Consider the following 23,773-nt stretch of genomic DNA (forward strand, 5'->3'; position numbering starts at 1 on the left):
GTCATCGACAATAAGGAATGCTTATATCTGAATCAGGCACCTTATCCGCATCAGGCACTCACGTTGACGCTATCAGCGCCAATCCCAATCACAGTTTCACGAGGGCGCCGCAACTCGCTGCACTGGCAGAAAGCCGCAAGTTTTATTGAGCGTCGAGTACTAAGGAGACTCTCATCGCCTCTGGTGAATCCAAAGTTCCGCATTGAAGTTCGAGAGCGCCTGACTTGAAGCGCATGCCCCTTATTTGCCAGGAACTGCCAACGCCCTCACCGGCCCTTCGGAAACACTCATTGCCAGCAGCTCTTTCACCTGGTCCAACGGCAACGGCCGTCCGAACAGGTAGCCTTGGGCAAAGTCGCACTCATGGGTGGCCAGCCAGTCTGCGAGCCGTTCGTGCTCAACGCCCTCGGCGGTGATTTTCATGCGCAGGCTTTTACCCAGAGCGAGGATGGCCTTGACCATCTCGTTCTGGTTCTCAAGCGTCGTGTCGAAGAACGATCTGTCGATCTTGATCTTATCGATGGCAAGCCTGGTCAGGTGATAAAGCCCCGAATAGCCGGTACCGAAATCGTCCAGAGCGACGCTGACGCCCATCGCGCGCAGACGCTCCAGGTTCAGGCGGGCACTGTCGACATTGGCTACCAGGGCATTTTCCGTCACTTCCACTTCCAGCCGGCTCAGCGGGAATCTTCCTTCGTTGGCCAGCTGTTCCAGCCAGTCCGGAAAGTCAGGACTTTCGATCATCAGTGAGGTGACATTGATTGCCAGCGTGAAGTCGCTTGGCCAATCGCGTGCCTGATCGAAGGCTTGAAGCAAAAGAGTCGCGGTGAGTGGTTTGATCAGCCCCAATTGTTCGGCGACGGGTATGAAGTCAAGCGGCAGGATGATCCCACGCTCGGGATGCAGCCATCGCGCCAGCAGTTCGAACCCCGCCAGGCGTTGTTCGGGAAGGCTGACGATAGGCTGATAGAACGGTTGAATATCCTTCTCTTCGATAGCCAGGGTGAGCTCACGCGCGAACTGTTCCTGCAGGCGCTGCTCGCGCTCGAAGCTGACTTCATAGAAATGGAACCTGGCTCGGCCACCGGTCTTACCGCGGTACATGGCGCTGTCCGCACGTTGCAGCAAGAGGTCGGGGTCTGAGCCATCCATTGGCGCAATGGCAATGCCGAGGGTTGCACTCAGGACCACACGCGGCAGGCCAACGCTGGATGCCGAAATTTTGGCCAGAATGTTTTCAGCGAGCGGCGCCAGTTCTGCGTGACTGAGGTCACCACTGACCGCCAGGCCAAACTCGTCGCCGCCCAGTCGCGCCACGGAAGCCTGCCACCCGACAGTGGCGTCGCGCAGGCTTTCGGCAACGGCGCAGATGGCCGCGTCCCCTGCCGCATGCCCGTGGGTATCGTTGATCAGCTTGAATTTATCCAGGTCGATCAAAAAAACCGCGGTCTGTGTCGCTGGCTGCTGCAGGCGCGCAACCAGTTGCTCGTGAAACACACGACGATTGAGCAAGCCGGACAAAGGATCGTGGCGGGCCAGAGATTCGCTGAGCGCCTGTGACTTGAGCAAGTCGTTGTAGCTACTGTGCAGTCGTTGCATCAAGCGTTTCAGAAGAATGAACGGTATGACCATCGACAACACTGCAAAGCCGGTCGAGGTCAGTACAAAACGCCAACGCTCGGCATTTTCGAAATCCTCGTCATAGGGCAAGCCCATGGCGATCATGGCGACGGATTCAAGTTCGAACTCCCACGCGATGGCGAAGAGGAAAATAGAAAACACATAAAACCACAGCAAGGTGTAAAGGTACTTACGAACCATTTGTGGGCTGCGCAGGAAAGGCATAGTGAAAGTGCTCGAAAGGACGGCGAGTGCAATGGCTATAAACAGGTCATCGTTAGCCGGATATCAACGTCGTGCGATGATTTTGATAGTATGCGCCTCGCACAAGTGCTGGCTCATGGATTGAATAAAACACACTCATTTAAAACTTTTATAGACAGAGGTCCCTGCCACTATCGATGAACGTTCTTTCCTGTTCGTTGGCCTGCTCAGCGAGTGACTCAGGGCAGTACGCTTTTGGCGTCCCCGAGTCGACCCGACTGTTCACACTTAGCTGGAGCGCTGGTCCACAAACCGGCTGACGGCCCGCACTACCGTGTTCGCACCGTGCTGAATTTCCTGAATCACACGGTCTGCGTCGTTGGCCAATACCAGCGCCTCGGACGCCTGTTCGGTGCTGCGCACAATCACGCCTACGGCGTCTGAAGCAAGGCTCTGGTTGGTCTTCACGACGTTTACGATTTCTTCCGCGGCTTTTGTCGTGCGAGAGGCCAGCTGGCGCACCTCATCGGCGACTACGGCAAAGCCCCTGCCCTGTTCGCCAGCCCTGGCGGCTTCAATCGCTGCGTTCAGCGCAAGCAGGTTGGTTTGTTCGGCAATACCGCTGATGGTTTTAATGATTGTTCCAATCACCTGACTTTGCGAATCCAGTGCTTCGATACCTCGTGTAGCCTCTTCCATAGAAATGGTCAGCTGGCCGAGCATCTGCAGCGTGTCCTTGATGACTTTGCGGCCTTGCTGTGCGCTGCTGTCAGTATCGATGGAGGTTTGATAAGCCATTTCCGATGCTTCAGCGACGGCTTTCTCGCGCTCGACCTGTTCAGTGATAACCGTCGCGAACTTGGCGATCTTATAGAGTTTGCCGTTGGCGTCGGTAATCGGGTTGTAAGACGCCTCCAGCCATACATCACGACCGCCTTTGTCAATTCGACGAAAACGATCGACGATAAATTCACCCCGGCGAAGTCTTTCCCAGAATTGGGTATATGCGTCAGAAGCGGATTCTTCAGGCAGGCAGAAAATCTTGTGGTGTTTGCCCTTTATCTGATTCAGTTCGTAACCCATCGCCTTCAGAAAGTTGTCATTGGCACCGATGACAATGCCATCGAGGGTGAAATCGATAACGGCGGTGGAGCGTTGCAATGCATTGACCAGCGCCTCGTTCTCGCGGGAGGCTTCAATGGTTCGCGTCAGAACACTCGAGTACAGGGTAATCTGCTCGACGCCGCCGGTTTCGTTTTTGTACGGGACGACAATGGTTCTCAGCCAGACCCTCGACCCGGTCTTGCTGACCAGCCGCAACGTGCCGCTGAAATGCTTGCCGTCGCGAATTGCGGTCAATGCGCGCTTCTGGTGAACGTCACCGCTCAGTTCCGGCGGGCTCAGCTCAGACAGATTGCGTCCGACCAGTTCTGCTTGCGCGTAACTCATCTCCGTCTCGAACAACGCGTTGACGGACTGTACCTTGCCCGTGCCATCCAGCACGACGGCGACTGTCTCCAGATTGAGGATTTGCCCTGCTTGCTCAAGCATGGCGAGGCGGCGCTCCAATGCCTTATTGGTGTTTTTCAAATGCGAATTGAACATTGCGGCTATCCGGAACAGTTTGGGTTTGCACTCTGCATCGGTCATAAAACCGCAATCTTGAGCGGCGCAATCGAACTTAATACGAAAACAGCCTGCCTGTTGTCCGATTGTGACTGTGGGATCCAAAAGTTATAACTATTGATCAGTCGACAGTGGTTATATTCATGAATCAAATCAAACGCGCTGTTTCAGGTTTCATTATCACTGTCGAGTTGTGCTGACCGTGTTCTCCCCGTTCAGTCTGCCGAGAAACTCCTCCCTTCTTTTTCTGTCTGCACTCTCCTTGTCCAGCAACTCGGGCAACAGTTCGTTCGCCTGTTGCGGACTCAGGATAAATACCCCGTCATCATCCCCGACTGCGATATCCCCTGGCTTCACCTCCACGCCGCCTATATGGATCAGTCCATTGAGCTCGCCGCTTTCGCCAAGACTGCGCGTCGTCATTGCGCTGACTCCCCGGCTGAACACGGGCAGACGATGTTCGCGCAAGGCGGCAACGTCGGTGACCGCGCCCGAGACGATGACGCCGGCAAGCCCCTTGATGAGCCCGGCCAGGGTGCGCAGTTCGCCCCAGCAGGCGCAATGCTCGTCGCCAACACATTCAATCACCAGTACATCGCCTGGCAGGCTGTTCAGCAGTGCGTCGCGCAAAATGCTGCCATCGGGCAGCTGCAGTTTGACCGTCACAACGTTGCCGACCAGTCTGGCACCCTCGAACAGCGGTCTGACCCCGCGCAGATAACCCACGTCGGTCAGGTGGCCAATGGTTGACGCGGCAATGTCACGGTATTGCTCTATGACGGCGTCGCTGAGTTGTTGCTGGCGGTGTGCAATCTGCTTGTTCATCGACATTTTTTGGGCCTCAGTAACGGACAGGTCGAGCAATACTCGACGGGGTTGCTGGCGTCGTAATAGAAGCAGCAGGTGCGCCGAAAACGGATGCTTTTGCCTTCGGCTTCCAGCACAACCGGCGGACGGCGGAAGTGTTTGAGCGGGTTGTAGGTCAGGCCGAACAGCGTGGGATCGGCCTGGTGCAGCAGCCAGTCGAAATCGGCTTCACAGCGCTGCCGGATCGCCGGGTCTTCAACCTTGTGCATGCGTTTGTCGTACAGCGAATACACACGTACCGCAGTGTTTTCCCACAGAATGCGTCGGGAAATGCCAGTGACACGATTGAAGGTTTCCCACAGCGGCTGAAGCAGGTCGCGGAACAGGGTGCTGGCGATCTGATCACGCCATGCTTCGCGTGCGCCCGGCTCATAACCCACTGGCGTTGTATCGAGCAAAGGCATTGAAGAGGTCCAAAGGCCGTCATCGTGCGCGTATTCGACCACGCTGTTGTCCAGCGACAGGGCCAGGCCCTTGTCGTAGACCGACATCGAGTACAGGCAGGCACCGGTGCTGAGGAACGAAAAGCGCTTGGCCAGCAATGATGCCGTGATTGCCTGGGTCGGAGAACCGATCACCGGCCCCAGCTCGCCAAGCAGTTGCTCGCAGACTGCGTCGTCCAGCAGCGCGCGGGCCGGGAGTGAGCGCGGATCGTGCTCACCTGCCGGCCTGAGCCGCAGCGCGTCGGACAGCAACGCCCATTCTGACTCGCTGAACGCCTGCGCCAGACTCATTGCGGCAGTTCCCGGCCAAAGGGGATGCACAGCGGCGTACCAAAGAATGGATCGGCGATGATCCGGCAGTTGAGGCCGAAGACCTGCTTGACCAGCGCCTCGCTGAGAATATCCGCCGGACGCCCCTGGGCGAAGGCGCTGCGTTCGTGGACAGCGACCATATGATCGGCGTAACGGCAGGCCAGATTCAGGTCATGCAGGACCATCACGATGGTCTTGCCCTCTTGCCGATTCAGGTCGCGCAACAGGTCCAGCACTTCGATCTGATGAGCCAGATCGAGAAAGGTCGTCGGTTCGTCCAGCAATACAATGTCGGTATCCTGCGCCAGGGTCATGGCAATCCATGCGCGCTGACGCTGACCACCTGACAGCGCATCGACGGGTCTGTCGGCCAGTTCCTGCATGCCGGTTTGCGCCAGAGCCCGTGCAACCATGGCTTCATCCTCGGCGGACCATTGCTGCATCCAGTTCTGATACGGATAACGCCCCAGCGCCACCAGTTGCCGCACGCTGATGCCTTCCGGCGCGCTGGGCATCTGCGGCAGAATCGCCAGTTCACGCGCGACGGTCGCAGTGGACTTCTGATGGATATCGGCACCGTTGAGCACCACGGTGCCCTGCTGGGGTTTGAGCAGGCGCGCCAGGGATTTGAGCAAGGTGCTTTTGCCGCAACCGTTACTGCCGATCAGCACGGTCACCTGGCCTGCAGGTAACTGCAGATCAAGGCTGTCGATGATCACCTGCCGCTGGTAACTCAGGGTCAGGTCGTGGGTTGCGATTGACGCCATCCGTAATTCCTTAATGCCGCTGGTTGATCAATAGGTACAGAAAAAACGGCGTGCCCAGCACCGCGACAAAAATCCCTGCGGGCAGATCCAGCGGCAGGAACAGCGTGCGTCCGGCCAGATCGGCAAGCATCACCAGATTGGCACCTATCAACGCCGCCATCAGCGCCTGACCGACGAACCCCGGCGGCATCAGGCGTTTGGCGATATGAGGCGCAATCAGCCCGACAAAGGCAATCGCCCCGCCCCAGGCGACCGCCAGCCCGGCCAGCGCGATGCTTACCAGCAGCAAACCGGCACGCAGCCATTGCACGCGCACGCCGATGCCCTGGGCCAGCGCGTCATCCAGTTGCTGCATGCGCACCTGACGGGCGAGCAGTGCCAGCAGCGGCAATGTCATCAGCAGCCAGCCGGCCAGCGCGCGGGGCTCCGGCCAACTGGCACCATACACGCTCCCGGTCAGCCAGACATAAGCCGACAAGGTGGTGGTCAACGGGCTGAACACCAGAATGAACGTGGTGACCGCAGCCAGCAAAGCCGACACCCCTACCCCGATCAACACCATGCGCAAGGGTGAAGCGCCCTGATTCCAGGCCAGCAGATAAATGACCAGTGCCGCGAGGCCCGCGCCAGAGATCGCCGCCAGGGGCAGAAACTGCGCGCCCAGTGCAGCCGAGAAGAATGACAGGTACAAAACGGCGGCGGCGCTGGCACCGCTGGTGATGCCTAACAGATCCGGCGAGGCCAGCGGGTTGCGAATGATGCTTTGCAGGATCAGCCCGGACAACGCCAGGGCCGCGCCGACCAGTGCGGCCAGGGCGAGCCGGGGCATGCGCAGTTGTTCAACGATGAACACCAGGCTGGCGTCCGCCTGGCCGGTAAAAACATTCAGCAGGGTCGCTGGCGACAGATTGATCTTGCCCACGGCCAGCGAACTCAGTGCAACCAGCAGCGTCAGCGCCAGGCCCGTCAGCAAGCGCGTCAATGCTGTCAGGCTGAACTGCCGGGAAAAGCTCCGGTAGCGCACGGTGAAATGCTTATCCATAGCGTGCGCCCCGCCGAACCAGTGCAATGAAGAACGGCGCACCGAACAGCGCAGTCATCACTCCCACCGGGACTTCCTGAGGGACAATCACGACGCGCGCCAGCGTGTCGGCCAGCAGCAACAGGGTTGCGCCCAGCACTGCGCAGCCGGGCAGTAGCCAGCGATGGTCGATGGACAGCGTCTTGCGCACCATGTGCGGCACCAGCAGACCGATGAAGCCGATACTGCCCGCCAGCGCCACGGCGCTGCCTGCCAGGGCAATGATCGCCACGCTCATCATTAGGCGAATCAGCCCCGTACGCTGGCCCAGCGCCGTCGCGATGGCTTCCCCGGTGTTGAGCACGTTGACCTGCCCCGCCAGCACCAGCGCGCCGACAAGCCCCATGACCACGCAGACGAGCAACGGCGCGGCGGTACTCAGTTCGCGCTCCGACAACGAGCCGGCCAGCCAGAACAGCACGGTATCCAGACCGTCCTGATTGACCACCAGCAAGGCCTGACTGAATGCGGTAAACAAGGCAGTGATCGCTGCGCCGGCCAACACGATGCGCAATGGATTGAGGCTGCCCTGCCCCCGGTTGCCGATGACCCAGACAATGGTGCCCGCCACCGCAGCGCCGATGAACGCGCACCACAGCCACTGGCTCATGGACGACAGTGAAAGCAGCGACGAACAGGCGATGATGGCAAACGTCGCGCCGGCATTGATGCCGAACAGGCCAGGCGACGCCAGCGGATTGCGCGTCAGCGCCTGCATCAGCGCCCCGGCCACCGCGAGACTCGAACCGACCGCGACGGCCATCAGGGTGCGTGTCAGCCGTGTGTCGAGCAGCACGTGCTCGATAGCGCTCAACGCATCAGGCTGCCAGACACTTCGCACAATGGCAGCGGGCGATATCCAGGTGGCCCCGGTGGCCAGACTCAATCCCATGCACGCTACCAGTATCAACAGCCCCAGGCCCAGTTTTGCCGCAGCCGTCATGAGGCGCTATCCGCCAGGGCCACGCGAGCGATCTCATCGAGCATGCGGTTGGCGCCCAGAATGCCGCCGGACAGGCTCCAGGCCACGGCATCAACGCGCCATACCTGGTGGTCCCGTACTGCACGCAACTGTTGCCAGAACGGGTTCTGTACCAGCTTGTCGTAGGTGTGCTGCGCGGCGTTGCTGTCGGCGCGTTGAAAGACGAAGAACAGGTCGGCATCGACCACAGGCAAACTCTCTTTACTGCTGAGTTTAAGGGACACGCCCGTGGCTTGGCGGGCCGCGGGCGTCCAGGCAAAGCCCAGTTCACTGAGCACCGAGCCGGCAAAGCTGGCCGGCAGATAGCTACGGATATGGTCTTCGCGAATGTCGAGCACCGACACGGTGATTGGCCAGCGTCCGGCGAACTTCGCCTGCAACTGGCCACGCAGCGCTGCCACGCGCTGTTGCCATTGCCCGAGCAGGTCCATGGCCAGCTGTTGACGTTGCAGGGCCGCGCCCATCATTGCCAGGGTGCGCTTGAACTCGAACACCTCTTCGAGCATCAGCACCATGCCGATCTGCTCCAGCAACGGTGCGATGCGTTGATGACGAAAGCGTGAGGCGACGATCAGGTCCGGCTTGAGCAGCACGATATCTTCCAGGCTCGGCTGGGTTTCCAGACCCACATGCGGCACCGCCGCCAGCGCCGGGCGCAGGTAGCGGTACATCGGTTTTTCGCTCCACGAATCCACCACGCCGCAAGGCGTTACGCCAAGGGCCACGGCAGTGTCGGACGCCCCCTGAAACAGGGTGACAACGCGCAGCGGCGCTGCCCGGGCAATGCCAGGCAGCGCCAGTAACCCCAGCGAAAGGCGCAACACGGTGCGCCGTGAAGGATGCAGGGTTCGGTCAGGTTGCACGGCGCAACCTGTGGAACGGGTTGACCACTTCGCCCTTGCCGAACGGCATGCTGCCCGGACCGCCCGCGCGCTCGATCATAGGCGTCAGCAGAAGTTTCTGCGGCCAGTTGGGGGCTTCGAACAGTTGTTGCCTGATCATGCCACGCGCCTCGTCGTCAAATTCGATGGTTGTGATCAGATTATCCAGAACATCGCGCAATACGGTCCACAGCGCAGTGACCGGTACGTCATACACTTGCGCCAGAGTATCCATGATTGCCCGCACGTTTACCTGAATACCCAGCGTCTGCAGCCAGAACAGCAAGTCCTCGGGGCGGTCATGATAAAGCGTATTGGCATGACCTTTCTTGATTCGATACTCCGGGTCGTGCATACCGTTGCGCTCCAGCCAGGGCACGAAAATACGCAACGAGTCGTGGTCACGCAACAACAGCCCTTGCGCCTGTCCGGCTTTCCAGACCATGACCGCGTTTTGACCATGCACTTCGCCGAGCATGCCCAGGCGGAACATGCGCAGGTTGATATCGAAGAAACTGTGGCTCAGTTCGCGAAACAGTGTCAGTACCGAAGCCTGATTGCGCGGCAGGTCGCGGTAGTCCATCCACTCGTCGAAGAAATGCCGATTGCTCCCTGGTAGCGGTGTACCCAGTGCCGCCATGGGCAGCAGGCGGCACTCCGGATCATCGAGCAAGGCGGCCGGATAGCCACGCACCATGGCCGAAAGATGCCGAGGTCCTTCGTCAAACAGCGTGGCTTGCGGCGGCATGAATGCCCACCACTTGCGTTCGTCGCACAAGTGCAGCGAACGGCTCAGGGTTTGATCCTTGTCGACCACCTGACGCAGCAGTTTTTCGCTCAGTCCGCCGTTGATCATTTTGACCGCTGGCAGATAGCGCGAAGCGCCTAGCGAATAGATCGCCATGGGCAGCTTCAGGTAGTCAGCGCTGTTGAAGCACGGTGTCATCGAACGCAGCGACGACGTGGCATGGACCTGCGCCTGATTGAAATCAAGCCGCTGGCAATCGCCCTTGGCGAATGCATCACCCAGCTGAGCCTGCAGAACATGCTCGAACTGCCATGGGTGAACCGGCAGCGCAACATGGCTGCCAGCAATGCCACGCGCCTGCATCTCCTGGTCAAGCTCTGCTTGCAGGTTCTCGGGCAGCAGATAGCGGGCCGGAAAGGATGCGTTCAAGTCCTCCACGCCGTCGCCGCATTGCAGCAAGGTCTTGTCGACGGCCACCCAGTTCAGCGCTACCGGCCGGGCGAACTCGGCCTGGTACTGTAGGTATTCCTGTTCGTTCAAGCCTTGTTTGGCCTTGGCCAGCGGGTGATACGGGCGATCACGCAGCGACGCCCACTGCTCCATGGTTCTGAAGAAGGTGGCGCCGTCCTGAGCCATCAGGTTCTGCTCGTCGACCTTGTGGTCCAGCGACAGCGCGGTCTGCCAGACACTGATGCGCAACACCTCGAGAAACAGCGCGATACCCTTTTCGTGGTCCTGACGCTCGCTGTCCTGAAGCAGCGTCGCCTTGCCAGCGAACACCCACTTCATGAAGTCTTCCGGTGACAACTGCGTCCAGCGCTCGTCCTGTCGGCCCAGTACCGGGGTGCCGGGCACTTTTTCCCATTGCTGAGTGATGCCGGGGCGCAACGCGATGCTGATGAAGCGTTGCTCCAAATCATCGCAGCACCACTCCCAGATTTGCAGCGCACTGCCCTGCTGAGCCTGGGGATGGCGCAGCTGCCATTGGCTGCTGTCCTGCAGGCGCAATGGCTCGCGACCAAAGAAGTCCTCCGCCAGCAGGCAATCGACCAAATCCTGCATGACCAGGTCAGCGGCGAGTGAAGTGAAGTTCATGGGTTATTTTCCTTCTGCTGAATGTTGAGCCAGGCGGGCCTGAAGCGCGCGAAAGGCAATGCCACGCTCATCCCCGAGGACAAAGGTGTTGACCCCGCGAGCCTGCCAGCGGGCAGCGTCACCGGGTTGACGAGGGATCGCGCAATAGGCGACGCCCGCCGCGTGGGTGGCTTGCCAGGTCGCAAGCAACGCGTTTTGTACATCTGGCTGATCGATCTGCCAGGGCATGCCCAGTGACTGCGACAGGTCTGCCGCGCCTTCAAGAATCATGTCCAGCCCCGGCACGTTGGCGATCTCGGCGGCACGTCGCACGCCTTCGGCGCTTTCGATCATCGCCACCACCATGATCTGTTGATTGGCGGCCTCCACGTACTGCGCCAGGCTGTGCTTGCCGAACGAGCCGGGACGTCCGGCATTAAGGCTGCGACGACCCAGCGGGTGGTATTTGCAGGCGGCAATCGCATCGGCCAGTTGCTCGGGGCTCTCGATCATCGGCAAGACGATGCCCTGCGCGCCGCCATCGAGCAGGCGCAGCAGGGTTTTCGGGTTGAGATCGGCGACCCGTACCAGTGGTGTGAGGTCGTAGCTCTCTGCCACACGGATCATGTTTTCCACGGTTTCCGGGTTGATCAGCACGTGTTCCATGTCGATGATCACGAAGTCGAACCCGGCCTCGGCGATCAACTCGATGGCGGCCGGGGCCGGGATCGAACTGATCACCCCGTGTGCCGGCTGTCCGTCGGCAATTCTGCTTTTTAGCGCATTGGTCCTCAGCATCATTGCGGCCTGTAGGTGTGCAGTGGGTTCGGTACCGAGCGGAAGCGCCGCTCGCCATCCCCCAGCAGTCGACGCTTGGTCAGCTCTTCCACTTCGTACGACGGCGCAAACACGTCAAACAGCCCGAAACGGTCGCGGTGCTGCGGGTGAGCACGCTGATAGTCGAGAATGACGTCGGCGGTCATCTGCCAGAACAGCGCGTCGTCCAGCTGGTATTGCTGACGCAGGAAAATCGCCATTTCAGCCAGGCAGATGAAGAAGAAACAGTCACAGGAGAAATCGCGCACCGCGTTGACGTCATCGGTGATGATGAACGAGTTGCGGTTGAGTTTCGCATGGCTGGCGGGCAGCGGAACCAACTCCGGGCACAGTTCGGGACGCCCGAGGTGCGCAGGCGAGTAACGAACGCCGTCATGGAAGTCCTTGAGGGCGATGCGCTGCGGCCAGCCCTGCTTGACGATCAGCACGATGTTCTGGCCGTGGGACTCCATGCCGATGCCTTCGGCATAGAGCATGTGAATGATCGGCGGTACCGTGACCTGCAGCAGTTGCCGGGTCCATTCCTTGAGCCCGTACTGGCTGACCCAAGCATCTATGAACGGCGTCTGCTGACCATCACCGTAACGGTTTTCTACATGGCTGAGGCCGTTGAACGGCACCGCCTGCTCGTCGTCCCGGAGGTACTGATGCAGGCTTTCCCGCCAGATGGCGCCCAGCGTGCCGTAGGTCTGCGCCGAACGCGATTCCGGCAGATGGCGGTAATCGAAGCTCACCCCCGCCACCTCACCGAGAATCACGAAATCCAGCGCACGAGCGGTGCTGTCGGTTGCGATCAACTGGTGCAGCCAATCGGTGATGATCGGGCCGTTCAACACCGTGTGGCGCGCCAGGATGCGTGTGCTGGAGGTGTTGGTCATGCTCATCGCCAGCTTGACGTATGGGCGCTGTGGCTGACTGGCGTTGGCCAGCGTGCGAATCGACTGCTGAGCCTTGTAGCTATCGGTCGACGTACCCAGGTAAATCAGCTCGCCGCTGGCCAGTTCCGGGTAGAAGGTCGACACCGTGACGTTATCCCACTGCCACGGATGCACCGGCATCAGTTGATAGTCGTCGATGGACTTGCCCTGCGCGGCCAGATCCCGAGTTATTTCCTGCCAACGTTGTGTGCCCAGCTCCTGACGGATGAACGCCTGAAAATCCATGCTGCGCGAATGACCGACCGAGGCGCTCGATTTCGCCACGGCCAGCCAGACCACCGCGAAAGGCGTGGCAAATTCTGGTCCGTAGTGGCGGTTGTCAGCCAGGGAAAAGCCGATCCGCGACTTGTAACATGGGTGATAGCTGTGGGCATCCATGAAGTGCTGCTCCAGCGCGTCGACATCCAGCTGATGCGCTGGTCTGGCGGGCTGATAACCCTGATTACGCGCCTGCAGGTCCTTGAGCTGGGTCTGCTCGATTTCCTGGATGAAGCGCGTCAGGTGCGGGCTGTCCTTGAACGGGCTGAGCAGCTCGGTCAACGCCAGATGCAGATCCGGCACGCTACGCTCGCCGGCACTGTCCACCCGCTCAAGCGTGGCGTGATCGAGGCGGATCAGCTCAAAGCTGGTGCTCAGCAGGCCCTCGCAGTGGTATTCCACACCGCCACTGACGGCCACTGCAAAACGATGCCGATGATCATCCAGCGGCTCACAGCGGTAAGGCAGCGCCGCCTCGTACAGCAGGGTTTGCAGCAGTTGGCCGATCACGCGGCGTTGCACTTGCTGATAGCGCTCGGCGCTGACGTCGGCCAGCCAGGCACCAGTACCCGTCGTTGTCGTTGTCGAAGCGGCGTTACGTTGCAGCGGTAAAGGGGTAGCCATGTTCATACCTCGAACGAAAAATTATCGGGGTTCGACCGCGTCGGGCTGGGCCTCGGCGCTCTCGTCATTAAGGGGGAAACGCCAGGCACAGGGCAGTGCCAGCAGGATCAGCAGGCCGGTGGCGATGAACACTTCACTGATGGCCGAGGGCGTGGCGGCCGGTCCTGCGGTGTTGAGGCGGAACTCCAGCCACAGCGAGGCGATGACGATGGCCAGCGATGCGACCAGACGCCGGGAAATGTTGTTCATCGCAGCGCCCTGAGTGACCATCGGCTCGGGCAAGGCATTGAGCCCCGCCGTGGTCACCGGCATGTAGGAGAGCCCGAGGCCGGCGCCACGAATCATCATCAGCACGAACACCACGCCGATTGCGGCATCTGCCTTGAGCATGCCCAGCGCCAGGGTCGAAACGCCGGTCAACAGCAGGCCGACGGCGACGACGGTGCGCGGGCCATGGCGGTCCAGTGCCTTGCCGCCCCACTGGCCGAACAGGCTCGCGAAGCTGGCGGTACACAGCAGCGCCAGGCCGGTCCAGATCGGGTTGTAGCCCAGCACGCTCTGCACCAGCAGCGGCAACAGCACCAGACACTCGAACATGCCGACCGATTGCACCACGGCGATGATCACGCTCAGGCGATAACCGCGCAGGTTGAACAGGCGCAGATTCAGCAGCGGTGCCTGACGACTCAACTCGACCCGGACGAACGCTACCAGGCAGGCCACTGCGACCAGCACCATGGCCTGATTGACCGGATCGAGCAGCGCCTGAGCATGGTGCATGCGGCTGATGGCGATCATCAGCAAGCCAATGCCAGACGCCACCAGCAGGTAGCCGATCAGGTCGAACGGCTTGCGCTCGGCAGGCTCGGAGTCCGGCAGCACGCCGACGCCCAGCAGCAGTGCCAGCAGGCCGATGGGCACATTCATGAGGAACAGCGAGCGCCAGCTGAACCACTCCAGCATCAGGCTGCCACACAGCGGACCAAGCGCCGGTGCGAGCATCACTGCTGCGCTCCAGAGCCCGGTCACCCTGCCCCGTTCGTGCTTTTCATACACCGAGAAGATGATCGCCAGCGACAACGGGATCATCAGCCCGCTGGCAACGCCCTGTACCACCCGTGCGGTGATCACCAGTGCGATGGAGTCGGCCAGCGCGCCCAACAGCGAACCGCCGATGAACAGCGCCACACCCCACAGGTACAGGCGTTTGCGTCCGATGCGCTGACTGAGGAAGCTGGTCAGCGGCATGGTCATGCCCATGCTGGTCATGAACCCGGCGACAATCCAGGTGGCCAGCAGCGGGCCGATCCTGAACGCTTCCATGAAGGTGGGCAGCGCAGGGTTGAGCGAACTATTGCTCAGGCTGACCGTCAGCGTACCGAGCAGCACGTTGAACACCACCCAGCGGCGTGGGACGTTGAAACTCATTGGCGAACCCGTTCGCCGTTGCGCACGAAGTGCTGTGACGGTCTTGGATGGCAGAGAAAGTCAGCATGGGAAATGTTGTAGCCATACGCCCCCGCCAAAGGCAGGACCAGCAGATCACCAATGTTCACACCTTTGAGTGGCTGGCGACGGCTCAGTACGTCCTTGGGCGTGCACAGCTGCCCGACAATGGTGTAAGCCTGCTCTGACGAATCATTGCTTTGCGGCGCAGTCGGCAAGTGGATAACCGGATGGTCATGGCTTTGCGCGACCGGCAGGCGAAACTGGTGAGTACCGCCGCGGCAGACCAGAAAATGCTCGCCGTGGCTGGTTTTGCTGTCCAGCACCTCGATGGCGTAATAGCCGCAATAGGCACTGATGAAGCGCCCTGGCTCGAAGCGCAGGATCGGCGCGTCGTGCTGCTCGCCCAGGCGTTTTTCCAGATAACGGCACAGCCGCTGCCAGTCGAACTGCTGACTGTTGAGGTAATCGACGCCAATACCGCCGCCGACGTTGAAATGGGTGAGCTGGCCTGGGTCGCGGGCCAGAGCCTTCCATTCCTGCCAGCGCTGCAGGTAGAAATCGAGCAATTGCTCATGACGTTCGACCGACATCTGATGCGACATGGCGTGTACGTGGAAGCCCTTGAGCGTCAGGTGACTGGCGTTGTCCACGCGTCTGACCGCCTCGGCCAGTTCGGCTTCGTCAATGCCGAACGGTGTCGCGGTCCCGGCCATCGCCAACCGGCTCGACTGCGCAGCGGGCAGTTGCGGGTTGATGCGCAGGAACACCGGCTGCACGCGCCCCGCTTGTTCGGCGAGCTGTTGCAGACGCGCGATTTCGTTGAGGCTCTCCAGGTGGATGGCTTCAACCTTGTGCAGCAACGCCGAGCGCAGATCGGAATCGAGTTTGCCCGGGCCCGAGAACACGTAGGGCTTGCGTGTCGGACAGGCCATCACCCGCTCGATCTCGCCCCCAGAGGAAATTTCAAAGCCACTGACCAGCGGGGCCAGGGTTTCCAGCATCAGCGCCTCGCTGTTGGCCTTGATCGCGTAATACAGCTCGACACCTGCAGGCAGCGCCGCCATGACCTCACTGACATGCTGCTGCAACGCGTCCAGATCGTAGACAAAGGCCGCCAGCGGATCGGTTTCCAGCGCTTGAGCCTCTCTGATGGCCGCCAGTACGGTTTCCGGCACCTCATGCATAACGTGCCTCCGTGGCCCACGGCGACGCAAGACGCACATAGTTGGCTTCGCGATCGGCCTTGGCAGCGAGTCGGACCTTGAGGTTGGTCTTGCAGGCAATCGACTGACCAGCGATCAGCGCGTCCAGCTCGGGCGCAGACAGTACCAGTTCGTCACGAATACGCTGCAATTGCCGCTCGACGCGCTGCCACATCAGTGGTGCCAGGTGCGGACGCTCCCAGCTCAAGGCCAGTACCGCCTCGGACAGGTTGTTGATCAGCAGGCAATAGGTAATGCGGTTCCAGCCCTGCTCGCGGCTGTAGAGCAACGACTGGCGAATTCTCGGGTGCAGCCCCACCTGAATCGCCTTGATGCCCAGTTCTTCGGTGAGCTTGACGCCTTCGAAGTCGCGCAACAGCAGCTGTTGCGGGCGTCCGTTATCGTGAATCAGCACTGCATTCTGCAAATGCGGCTCCATCACGATGCCATGGTTGAAGAACAACGCCATGACCGGGCTCAGCAGCAAGGCCTGGTACTCATCGAACCAGTCCAGCAGGTGCTGGTCCTCAAGCTCCCCACCATTGAAGCGCTCGAGGAAGTCGTGCACCAACGGGCGTGAACGCAGATCACGGGCGAACAGTGTGCCCGCCATCACGCTGCAATCGGCGCCGGAGCGGCGGCAGAAGTTTTCCCGCAGAATGGCGCCGGTCTGCTCGCGAAACCAGTGACCATCCGCCTCGCTCACGCCTTTGGGGGCCCAGCTCATCGAGCCGGGTTCGGCGACTGTAGACAGCCCGCCGAGGGTTTCCGGGCGGGTTTGCTGCAGGCGTTGGAACAGTTCGTCGATGATCAGTGTGCTCTCCAGTTCATACCACGCGTTTTTCCTCACGCAATTGGTGATGCGCACATTCAGCGAGCCCTTGATGAAGTAGTCGTGCCCCTCGATGTACCAGGTGCGCATCGACGCCGTCGGGCTGGCCAGCAGGCCACTGGCACCCAGGTCCGAGATATCGCCCAGTTCGAGCAGCCTTTGCACGCGGCGGTCCTGCATGAACAATTGCGCCTGTACCGGATGCATGCAGATCAGCGCGTGCCCGGGCCGGGCCCGCGACTGGTCAGCGAAGCCTGCCATCACCTCTGCGTCGCTCAAGCCGTTGGAGGTGATTCGCAGCCCTTCCAGCGGCACTTCGAACAGATGCAGCGCAGTCTGCGCCTGAAACTCCGGGGCGTAGGTCTCCTGCGCCAGATGCTCAGGCCAGAGGCGCGCCTTGGGCGCCGGATGGTTGGGGTGGCCGAACCACAAACCCTGCTCACTGGCCAGATAGCCGCTGAGCGGCGCCGGATGCTGGCCGGTCATGTTATGGGCAACGATGGCGGTAGTCAGGTGCTGGCTTTGCAGGACCTGGTCCAGCAGCTCGTCATTGCTGGCACGGGTCATGTGCTCACAAGCGGTCAGCAGTTGCCGGGCGAATTCGGCGAACGCCAGACAGCGCCAGGTGCCCTGCCCCTGACGTGCGTAGACATCGGAAAGGTAGCGATGGCTGCCCAGGTGATCGCGGCGGTCCACCAGGACAAAGAACTGCTGCTGATTGGGCAGGCTGATGGTGAGCGGAATGCCCTTCCATTGCCCGCCATCGACGAAACTGCCAGGCGCTATGCCTTGCATGCCTTCAGGCCAGGTGTAATGCAGGCACTCTTCCGGCAGTGCGAATTCCTTGATCAGGCAATTGAGTAACGCGCGAGTGGTTGCCAACTCGCTCACCATGTTTGATAAGACGGTGCGATCGGTATTAGTCATGTCTGCTCCACAGTCGCCTTTACGCTGACCGTTTAAATGACGTCGCAACAAACGTTGCTTTATCGCTTGCGACACAACAATCGAGCTATCGAGGTGCGATAAGTTCGCCCAGCCAAAACGTTGTGTGCGGGTATTGTTTCAATCGTGATATCAGTGTCACGATGATGGGCTGTTTATGCCCTGCTTATTACATAACTTTTATTTACGTAGCTGGGACAGTGCCGCCTTGAGCGCTTGTTCAAAACGCTGGATCACCAATTGGCATTGCTCTTCGGTAATGATCAACGGCGGCAATAAGCGAATGACGTTGCCATTGCGACCGCCGCGCTCAAGTAACAACCCCTGTTTGAAACAATGCTGCTGAATGGCAACCGCCAGTTCCGGGTCCATCGGCAGGCTGCCGAGGCGGTCCGCCGCTTTGCGCTCATCGACAATCTCGATGCCCAGCATCAGGCCGCGGCCGCGCACATTGCCAATCGCCGGATAGCGTTGTTGCAATAGACCAAGCTGTTCCTTGAGCCAGTCGCCACGTTTTGCGGCCTGGCCAGCGAGGTTCTGTCGTTGCAGCACTTCAAGGGTCGCCAGGCCGGTGGCCATGGCCATCTGATTGCCGCGAAAGGTGCCGGCATGATTGCCAGGAGACCAGGCGTCGAACTCGCGTTTGAAACCCAGCACTGCCAACGGCAGACCGCCGCCGACCGCCTTGGACATGACGATGACGTCGGGTTCGATCTCCGCGTGTTCGAAGGCAAACATCTTGCCGGTACGACCAAAGCCGGCCTGCACTTCATCCAGAATCAGCAGAATGCCGTGCTTGCGCGTGACTTCGCGAATCTGCCGCAGCCATGCCGCAGGTGCCGGATTGACACCGCCCTCGCCCTGCACCGCTTCCAGAATCACCGCCGCCGGCAGCGACACACCGCTTTCCACGTCTTCGATGAACTGGGTGAAGTAGTAACTCAGCGCTTCGGTGCCGGCCTCGCCGCCGATGCCCAGCGGGCAACGGTATTCATGGGGGTACGGCAGGAACTGCACACCGGGCATCAGATTAGCGACGGCGTTTTTTGGCGCGGTGTTGCCGGTCAGCGCCAGGGCACCGTGGGTCATGCCATGGTAGGCGCCGGAAAAGCTGATGATGTTATGCCGGCCAGTGGCGGTCTTGGCCAGCTTGATCGCGGCTTCGACCGCATCGGCCCCGGACGGACCACAGAATTGCAGGCAGTAATCACGCCCCTGTCCTGGCAGCAGACTCAGCAGCGTTTCGCTGAAGGCATCCTTGACCGCAGTGGTCAGGTCAAGGGTGTGCATGGGCATGCCCGAGGTCAGGAAGCTGTCGAGACTGGCCATGATGGCTTCGTGATTGTGGCCCAATGCCAATGTTCCGGCGCCGGCCAGGCAGTCCAGGTACGTGGTGCCTTCAACATCCGTGACCCACACGCCATGAGCCTTGGCTATCGCCAATGGCAACTTGCGCGGGTAACTTCTTACATTCGATTCAAACTTGCTCTGCCGGTCCAGATAGTTGGCATTGGTTTTCTGCGACGTAGTAGAGTGCAATAAGCCATTATTCAACATCTGTTAGTCCTCGCTGGATTTCCGGATGCAAATTATTATCATTTACCAAAAAGTGCAACCCAATATTTCGAAAACAAAGATGAAATTTAAATGAACTTTTCTACGTACCTGATAATGAATAAGGCACGCAGCTATACCGACAGGATTAATCGGTATGACTCAATGTGCCACTACTGAAAGTGGCCATTTATTATTTTGGCGTTATGACAAAACAGCCTATCTAAATAACAAACTGTTGTGTCGCCGTGTTGATGTTGATTATTTAATGCTGCACACAGGTTATCCCTCGATGAGGACTGCCGGTCGTTCGCTATGCACGTGAGCCCTTCCCTGGGCGTCACGTATCGACTCAGAAACCGATGGTGGCCGACAACAGATAGGTGCGCGGCGTCGACAGGGTCAGCCCCGGCTCGCTGTCATCCGACGCGCCGGCCGAACTCCAGTAGTACTTGTTCATCACGTTCTCGACGTTGGCCCGCAGCGTGATGTCCTTCTGATCGACCTTGAAGGCATACCGCGCCCCTACGTCGAAACGCTCCGATGAATCGATGCTTTTGCTGTTCGCCTGATCCAGATACTGCGAACCGGTATAGATGCCCCGTCCAGTAAGGGTCAGGCCGTTGACGCCCGGGACGTCCCATTCGGCGCCCAGATTGACGTTGTACTTGGGGGTGGCCGGTGCGCGGTTGCCGTCGAATGTGCCGTTGACGGTATTGGTCAGTTCGCTGTCGATGTACATCACTCCGCCCAGCAGGCGGAAACCCTTCATCGGCTCACCGAACATGGTCAGCTCGACACCGTCGTTACGGCGCTTGCCGTTCGGGCCGAACACACGGGAGGTGGTATTGGTCTCGTAGGCCGGTTGTTTGATCCGGAATACGCTGGCGGTGAAAGCAAATGAACCCAGGTCGTACTTGGCGCCGACCTCGACCTGACGACTGACGAACGGCGGGAAGATCTGGTCTTCGTTCACCGAGGTCGACGGAGCGATCTTGCCCTGGCTCAGGCCTTCCATGTAGTTGGCGTACACCGAAAAGTCGTCGGTCACCTTGTACAGAATGCCGCCTGACGGTGAGACCTTTTCCTCGTCGTAGGCGGTGTCGCCTTTCACGTCATCGGTCCAGTCATCAACCTTGACACGCTGCCAGCGGGCACCGAGTGTCAGCAGCAGACGGTCCTCGAAAAATCCTAGCGTGTCAGTCAGCGCCACACCGCTGAAGCGGTTCTCGGTGTAAACCTTGGAGTCGGCTCGCGTGGGGTTCGAAGGTGTCGGCGTGTCGACCGGGTTGTAGAGGTTGCTCGGCGCTGCCGCGTAGCGTGCACCACCGTTTTCAAAGTCCATGTAGAAATAGCTGGCAGCCAGATTGACCTCATGGCTGACCGGCCCGGTGTTGAACCAGCTGCGTGCGCCGGCAGTGGCGGTGCGCACATTTTCGTCACGGGTGAAATCGCGCGGCTGAACGCTGAAGTCACCCGCGTCGTTGGTGACCGATACCGCATGGCGCAGGAAGTCATGGTTACTTTTGCGCGCGCCGACACCGCCGTACAGCATCACCGAGTCGCTGAGGTCATATTCGGCATTCACTGCGCCGAAGGTATCCTTGGTGCGCGCCTTGCTCCAGGACTGCGCGTAGTTGTCGCGCACATCGTTGGCATTGGGCACCTTCGCGTTGGCACCGACCTGCACGCGTTCCTGCGGAGCATCAGTGTCGCGTTCGGTGTGCCCGATGTCAGTCGACAGACGCAGACGGTCGCCGCGGAAATCCAGGCCCAAAACGGCCATGTCGCGATCGACGCTCTGATGATCCCATTCAGTGTCGCCGGACTGCTTCACGCCGTTGAAACGAATCCCGAACTTGTCGTCTTCGCCAAACCGACGGGCTACGTCGACTGCGGCACCCACCTGCCCCTTGGAGGCGTAGCTGGTGGTGAGCTCGGTGATCGGTTTATCCGTCGCGCGCTTGGGGACCACGTTGATCCCTCCGCCGACACTGCCTCGCGGCGAAATGCCGTTGATCAACTGGCTCGGTCCCTTGAGGATGTCCACCCGTTCGGCCATTTCCATGTCGATCGTGTAAGTGGGCAGGATGCCGTACAGGCCGTTGTAGGAAACGTCGCTGTTGAACAGGCTGAAGCCGCGAATCGTGAACTGCTCGTAACGCCCGCCTGCGGGGTTGGTGGCGCGCACTGACGGGTCACTGGCGATCAGATCGCCAAGGGTTCGGGCCTGCTGGTTTTTCACCGCGTCCTTGGTGTAGGTGGTCATGCTGAATGGCGTTTCCATGAAGTCCCGGGAACCCAGCATGCCCTGCGAGCCTTTGCGTGCCACCTGACCGCCTGCGTATTCCTGACCGTCCGTGGCACCGCTGTCGCCAACGATCGACGTGGGGGCGAGTTGCAAACCTGCACTGGCGCTTTCAGGTGCCGGGATCAGCGTGTAAGCCTGCTCCCCGACGGGCATCAGCTGCAGGCCGGAACCTTGCAGCAGGCGCGCAAACCCTTCCTCGACCGCGAACTCGCCAGACAACCCCGAACTGTTTCGGCCGTTCACCAGTGCAGGGTCTACCGACAGATTGACCCCGGCCTGCCCGGCAAAACGGGTGAGCGCGGCGCTCAGGCTGCCGGCCGGCACCTCATAGGCACGTCTACCCGACGTTTCTGCCCAACTGGTCGAGATGAACAACGGACTGGAACTCAACGTCAGCAACAGGCTGAAATGCAAAAGCGGACGCAAACGGTAGGAAGACACTGCGGACATAGAGGGAAGCTCTCGTATTTTTTGTGCACTTACCTGGAATGACCAGCGAGACAAAAAAAAGGGACAGCGTTACGCACTATTTTTTGTCGAAATGTTTTTTCGAGGCACCAGGGTCACCCAGTAACGGGTACGCATCTGCACGTCCACCGGCAGACTGGCCGCCAGCAAGGACAGTACGCGGTCGGTATTGTCGAGCCTGAAACTGCCGGTCACCCGAAGGTTTTCCAGCTCAGGTTCCCAGCGCAGCAGGCCCTGGCGGTAGCGACCCAGCTCGCGCAGGAAGTCGCCCAGCGGCTGGTTCTGCGCGGTCAGTACATCGTCGCGCCAGCCAGGCAGCAAGGCGTCGAAGGCACTGACAGGACCGATGCCGCTCTGCTTCAGAGTGACCTGCTGCTGCGCATTCAAGGCCAGCACCGGCCCCCGCAGAGGGTAAAGCTGCACCGTGCCGCTGACGACCGAGACCCGGCAGTCGCTGGCGTTGAGACGCACACAGACTTCGCTCCGACCGACCACGATACGGCCGTAAGGACCGTGGATGGTCAGCGGCGCGCTGCCAGGCACCTTGAGGGCTATTTCGCCCCGCACAAGCGTGATTGCCCGGGCGCCCATATCCACGTTCACCGCACTGTCGGTATTCAGTTGCAAGGTGCTGCCATCGGCCAGCGACAGGCGCTTGTGCTCGCCGACTGCGGTTTGCAGGTCGGCACGCCAGACATCCAGCGGCAATTGACGCCCCAGCAGCCAGACTGCGGGGACCAGTGTCACGGCGCCCAACGCTCTTTTTAGCGTCGCGCGCCTGGCCTTGTCAGGACGATCAAGCGTCGCCATGGCCAGGTTGGCAGGCAGACCGAAAAAACGCTGACGCAGCTGTTGGGCCTTTTGCCAGGCCCGTTCGTGACTGGCGGAGCTGTCACGCCAGTGTTGCAGCATGGCGTGATCTTCATCGCTGGCACCGCCGGACTCGAGAAGCGCCAGCCACTGCGCCGCTTTGCGTACGACCTCGCGTTCTTCGTTCGAAGGTGCCGGGCGAATCACCAGTCCACCAACAGACAATGCTCGTAGGCTTGCGCCATATAGCGTTTGACGGTGCGTTCGGAAACGCTCAGGCGTTCAGCGATTTCCCGATAGCCCAGCCCCTCGAGCTGACTCCAGAGAAACGCCCGGCGCACCACTGCCGACAGGCCATCGAGCAACTCGTCCAGCGCCTGCAGGGTTTCCAGCAGCAGCCAGCGCTGCTCCGGCGACGGCACGCTTTCTTCAGGCAACTGCGCCAGTGCTTCCAGATAAGCCTGTTCAAGGCTGCGGCGAGTGTAGAAATTACTCAGCAGGCGCTTGCCCACGGTCAGCAGGTAGGCGCGCGGCTCCTGCATATCGGCGATCTGCTGGGAGCTGGAGAGCACGCGCAGGAACGTATCCTGACTCAGGTCAGCAGCATCCCAGGCATTGCCCATGCGTCTGCGCAGCCAGCTTTCCAGCCAGCCATGATGATCGCGGTACAGGGAATGCAAGGTCTGCTGTGATAGCGTCGCTGCTTGAGTCATGTCAAAAGCCTTGAGCGATGGGATGCGCCAAATGAGACTGATTCTAATTAGTGTTATATCCCGAGTCCACGCTCTTTTTTTCAAAAGACCCATCGCCACTGCGTGAAATCGGGGCTGTCAGCCCGCAACACGTTGATCCGCGCTGCATCCGGGCGATTCACCCAGACGACAAATGAGCGCTGAAAAAGCGTCCTGCGTGTCCTGTTTGTATCCTTTTCGACGTAAAG

At 60.2% G+C, this 23,773-nt stretch carries 18 protein-coding genes and 1 pseudogene; all 19 read right to left on the bottom strand.

The window, feature by feature from the left end:
- Positions 1-240: 240 nt before the first annotated feature.
- On the bottom strand, positions 241-1,845 hold the full coding sequence (locus P406_RS05330) for a putative bifunctional diguanylate cyclase/phosphodiesterase (RefSeq protein ID WP_046235561.1): 1,605 nt from the start codon (positions 1,843-1,845) through the stop codon (positions 241-243).
- Between the two features lie 267 nt (positions 1,846-2,112).
- Positions 2,113-2,622, bottom strand: coding sequence for a methyl-accepting chemotaxis protein (locus tag P406_RS30105; protein ID WP_226489189.1), 510 nt, complete (start codon positions 2,620-2,622; stop codon positions 2,113-2,115).
- 30 nt (positions 2,623-2,652) lie between these two features.
- Positions 2,653-3,474 (bottom strand): annotated as a pseudogene (locus P406_RS30110) (PAS domain-containing protein); the annotation flags it as partial.
- Positions 3,475-3,630: 156 nt separating this feature from the next.
- A complete protein-coding gene (locus P406_RS05340) occupies positions 3,631-4,281 on the bottom strand; it encodes an RraA family protein (protein WP_052739315.1) in 651 nt (216 codons plus the stop codon).
- Positions 4,272-5,051 carry an IucA/IucC family C-terminal-domain containing protein gene (locus tag P406_RS05345; RefSeq protein WP_046235563.1) on the bottom strand — a complete coding sequence of 260 codons (780 nt, stop codon included), beginning with the start codon at positions 5,049-5,051 and terminating at the stop codon, positions 4,272-4,274. The genes P406_RS05340 and P406_RS05345 overlap by 10 nt, the downstream gene beginning before the upstream one ends.
- Entirely contained in the window at positions 5,048-5,839 is a 792-nt protein-coding gene (locus P406_RS05350; RefSeq protein ID WP_003372869.1) for an ABC transporter ATP-binding protein, read from the bottom strand. Before P406_RS05350 ends, P406_RS05345 begins: the two co-directional genes overlap by 4 nt.
- A 10-nt stretch (positions 5,840-5,849) precedes the next feature.
- The gene (locus tag P406_RS05355; protein ID WP_046235564.1) at positions 5,850-6,881 is read right to left on the bottom strand and encodes a FecCD family ABC transporter permease; all 1,032 of its coding nucleotides are present in this window, start codon (positions 6,879-6,881) and stop codon (positions 5,850-5,852) included.
- Entirely contained in the window at positions 6,874-7,863 is a 990-nt protein-coding gene (locus tag P406_RS05360) for a FecCD family ABC transporter permease (protein WP_046235565.1), read from the bottom strand. The genes P406_RS05355 and P406_RS05360 overlap by 8 nt, the downstream gene beginning before the upstream one ends.
- A complete protein-coding gene (locus P406_RS05365; protein WP_046235566.1) occupies positions 7,860-8,765 on the bottom strand; it encodes an ABC transporter substrate-binding protein in 906 nt (301 codons plus the stop codon). The genes P406_RS05360 and P406_RS05365 overlap by 4 nt, the downstream gene beginning before the upstream one ends.
- Positions 8,755-10,626: an IucA/IucC family protein gene (locus P406_RS05370; RefSeq protein ID WP_046235567.1), complete on the bottom strand. Its 1,872-nt coding sequence runs from the start codon at positions 10,624-10,626 to the stop codon at positions 8,755-8,757. The genes P406_RS05365 and P406_RS05370 overlap by 11 nt, the downstream gene beginning before the upstream one ends.
- A 3-nt stretch (positions 10,627-10,629) precedes the next feature.
- Positions 10,630-11,403, bottom strand: a complete 774-nt coding sequence (locus tag P406_RS05375; RefSeq protein WP_046235568.1) for an HpcH/HpaI aldolase family protein — start codon at positions 11,401-11,403, stop codon at positions 10,630-10,632.
- Positions 11,403-13,262, bottom strand: coding sequence for an IucA/IucC family protein (locus P406_RS05380; protein ID WP_046235569.1), 1,860 nt, complete (start codon positions 13,260-13,262; stop codon positions 11,403-11,405). Before P406_RS05380 ends, P406_RS05375 begins: the two co-directional genes overlap by 1 nt.
- 21 nt (positions 13,263-13,283) lie before the next feature.
- Positions 13,284-14,690, bottom strand: a complete 1,407-nt coding sequence (locus tag P406_RS05385; protein WP_046235570.1) for a DHA2 family efflux MFS transporter permease subunit — start codon at positions 14,688-14,690, stop codon at positions 13,284-13,286.
- On the bottom strand, positions 14,687-15,895 hold the full coding sequence (locus P406_RS05390) for a type III PLP-dependent enzyme (protein ID WP_046235571.1): 1,209 nt from the start codon (positions 15,893-15,895) through the stop codon (positions 14,687-14,689). The genes P406_RS05385 and P406_RS05390 overlap by 4 nt, the downstream gene beginning before the upstream one ends.
- A complete protein-coding gene (locus tag P406_RS05395) occupies positions 15,888-17,672 on the bottom strand; it encodes an IucA/IucC family protein (RefSeq protein WP_046235572.1) in 1,785 nt (594 codons plus the stop codon). The genes P406_RS05390 and P406_RS05395 overlap by 8 nt, the downstream gene beginning before the upstream one ends.
- A gap of 198 nt (positions 17,673-17,870) precedes the next feature.
- A complete protein-coding gene (locus tag P406_RS05400) occupies positions 17,871-19,247 on the bottom strand; it encodes a diaminobutyrate--2-oxoglutarate transaminase (protein ID WP_046235573.1) in 1,377 nt (458 codons plus the stop codon).
- Positions 19,248-19,596: 349 nt separating this feature from the next.
- Complete coding sequence (locus P406_RS05405; protein WP_046235574.1) at positions 19,597-22,005, bottom strand: TonB-dependent receptor; 2,409 nt, start codon at positions 22,003-22,005, stop codon at positions 19,597-19,599.
- 69 nt (positions 22,006-22,074) lie between these two features.
- On the bottom strand, positions 22,075-23,040 hold the full coding sequence (locus P406_RS05410; protein ID WP_046235575.1) for a FecR domain-containing protein: 966 nt from the start codon (positions 23,038-23,040) through the stop codon (positions 22,075-22,077).
- Entirely contained in the window at positions 23,037-23,546 is a 510-nt protein-coding gene (locus P406_RS05415) for a sigma-70 family RNA polymerase sigma factor (RefSeq protein ID WP_003318943.1), read from the bottom strand. Before P406_RS05415 ends, P406_RS05410 begins: the two co-directional genes overlap by 4 nt.
- Positions 23,547-23,773 lie beyond the last annotated feature (227 nt).

The sequence above is a fragment of the Pseudomonas syringae pv. coryli str. NCPPB 4273 genome (genome assembly GCF_000972175.1).
In the GTDB taxonomy this organism is placed as follows: domain Bacteria; phylum Pseudomonadota; class Gammaproteobacteria; order Pseudomonadales; family Pseudomonadaceae; genus Aquipseudomonas; species Aquipseudomonas syringae.

Bases quoted from the DNA above. Each gene is read 5' to 3' on its own strand.
- P406_RS05400 (WP_046235573.1), bottom strand. From the start codon at position 19,247: ATGTTGAATAATGGCTTATTGCACTCTACTACGTCGCAGAAAACCAAT.
- P406_RS05360 (WP_046235565.1), bottom strand. From the start codon at position 7,863: ATGACGGCTGCGGCAAAACTGGGCCTGGGGCTGTTGATACTGGTAGCG.
- P406_RS05415 (WP_003318943.1), bottom strand. From the start codon at position 23,546: ATGACTCAAGCAGCGACGCTATCACAGCAGACCTTGCATTCCCTGTAC.
- P406_RS05380 (WP_046235569.1), bottom strand. From the start codon at position 13,262: ATGGCTACCCCTTTACCGCTGCAACGTAACGCCGCTTCGACAACGACA.
- P406_RS05350 (WP_003372869.1), bottom strand. From the start codon at position 5,839: ATGGCGTCAATCGCAACCCACGACCTGACCCTGAGTTACCAGCGGCAG.
- P406_RS05340 (WP_052739315.1), bottom strand. From the start codon at position 4,281: ATGTCGATGAACAAGCAGATTGCACACCGCCAGCAACAACTCAGCGAC.
- P406_RS05345 (WP_046235563.1), bottom strand. From the start codon at position 5,051: ATGAGTCTGGCGCAGGCGTTCAGCGAGTCAGAATGGGCGTTGCTGTCC.
- P406_RS05355 (WP_046235564.1), bottom strand. From the start codon at position 6,881: ATGGATAAGCATTTCACCGTGCGCTACCGGAGCTTTTCCCGGCAGTTC.
- P406_RS05405 (WP_046235574.1), bottom strand. From the start codon at position 22,005: ATGTCCGCAGTGTCTTCCTACCGTTTGCGTCCGCTTTTGCATTTCAGC.
- P406_RS05385 (WP_046235570.1), bottom strand. From the start codon at position 14,690: ATGAGTTTCAACGTCCCACGCCGCTGGGTGGTGTTCAACGTGCTGCTC.
- P406_RS05390 (WP_046235571.1), bottom strand. From the start codon at position 15,895: ATGCATGAGGTGCCGGAAACCGTACTGGCGGCCATCAGAGAGGCTCAA.
- P406_RS30105 (WP_226489189.1), bottom strand. From the start codon at position 2,622: ATGGCTTATCAAACCTCCATCGATACTGACAGCAGCGCACAGCAAGGC.
- P406_RS05330 (WP_046235561.1), bottom strand. From the start codon at position 1,845: ATGCCTTTCCTGCGCAGCCCACAAATGGTTCGTAAGTACCTTTACACC.
- P406_RS05370 (WP_046235567.1), bottom strand. From the start codon at position 10,626: ATGAACTTCACTTCACTCGCCGCTGACCTGGTCATGCAGGATTTGGTC.
- P406_RS05395 (WP_046235572.1), bottom strand. From the start codon at position 17,672: ATGACTAATACCGATCGCACCGTCTTATCAAACATGGTGAGCGAGTTG.
- P406_RS05375 (WP_046235568.1), bottom strand. From the start codon at position 11,403: ATGCTGAGGACCAATGCGCTAAAAAGCAGAATTGCCGACGGACAGCCG.